The organism is Methanoculleus sp. (genome assembly GCF_035363275.1).
Classification (GTDB): Archaea; Halobacteriota; Methanomicrobia; order Methanomicrobiales; family Methanoculleaceae; genus Methanoculleus.
In genome coordinates, this window is sequence record NZ_DAOSET010000144.1 from 1 (window position 1) to 1259 (window position 1259).

General features: G+C 61.4%; 2 protein-coding genes and 1 pseudogene. All 3 read right to left on the bottom strand.

The features are described 5' to 3' along the window. Positions 1–280: 4Fe-4S binding protein (locus tag PLN84_RS13400; protein WP_348532200.1), on the bottom strand; the 280-nt coding region annotated here is incomplete at its 3' end. Positions 281–286: 6 nt separating this feature from the next. Then, positions 287–649, bottom strand: coding sequence for a hypothetical protein (locus PLN84_RS13405; RefSeq protein ID WP_292385869.1), 363 nt, complete (start codon positions 647–649; stop codon positions 287–289). Positions 650–891: 242 nt separating this feature from the next. Next, positions 892–1259, bottom strand: a pseudogene (locus PLN84_RS13410) (mRNA surveillance protein Pelota); the annotation flags it as partial.

Genomic DNA, 1259 nt, shown 5'->3' on the forward strand with positions numbered 1-1259 from the left:
CGGGGATCGGGAGGCCGTAGAGGACGAAGCCGTTCTGGCCGTAGCGGTGGGTCGGCTGGTCGAGTTGTTCGGGGAGGTTGACGATATCGAGAGCCTCAAACGGACACTTCTTCACGCAGATGCCGCACCCGACACAGAGCTCCTCGGATATGACGACCTTCTGGTCTTCGCCGATGACGACGGTCTCGTCGCCGGTCCGGACACGCGGACAGTAGATGATGCACTCGGTGCCGCACTTTACGGGGTGACACCGATCACGGTGTACAACAGCAATACGCATGGGGAATCACAGAACAGTGGTGGTTAAGAGGATCGTCCAGGTCATGAACCAGAGCGCAAACGTCATGAAACTCTGATAAAACCAGTCTTTTTTGTTCAGCTCCATGTAGTCGATCCGGATGAGCATGAAGACGTGCTTCTGGAAGACGACGCCTGCCGCGAGAAGGAGCAGGCCGATGATGGCGTTTGGCTGGAGCCCGGTGACCGGGTCCGCGGTGCCGGAGAGGTAGAACGAGAGTCCTCCGGTCAGAATACCCATGAAGCAGGCTACAAGCGTCCGTTTTATTCGATTCCTGTGCTCGACCTGTTTCTCGGCACGTGTCCGCGGCCGTGTTTTATCAACCTCTGCGGCTACCGCATTCTCACTCATCTTGACACCAATGTTACGCCGTTCCTGGAAGGGGAGGTCGCCCCGGCACGGCGGCCCGGCGAAAAGAACGGGCCAGCGGCCACTTCCCGGATTGACGGAATTATTACATTATAGGGTGTTCTCCGGTTATAAAGATAGGTACCTCCGGCCCTGCGGAACCGGCGGCCCTGACCGATCAACGTGATCCGCAGCAGTCCTTCAGCGGGAGGAGGCGCAGTGAAGAGACGCCGGATAACCCGGGATCATTCGATCGTATACCGCAGGAGCGCCGCAACGCCGCCGAGGGCTGCGAGGCGCTCCCCGGGCTCGAACTCGGTGCTCAGCACCACGACCGATGCGTTGAGGCGCTCGGCCCGCTCGATGAGCATCGTTGTCCCTTCGTCCCGGAGCAGGGTGTCGGAGACGAGGACCGTCTCCGCCGCACCGTAGGCGATCGCCTTTTCGACCTCGTCGATACCGTAGGCGACAGCCCCTCCGGTAGCAACCCGGAGCAGGACCTCGTCCATCAGCCCGACTTCCCGGGCAAGGTGGAGGTCGCCGAGCAGCCGCTCGAGAATCCCCTGCCCGATCACCTCCTGCACGGCGCCCCGCCCGATACGCCGCGTCTCGA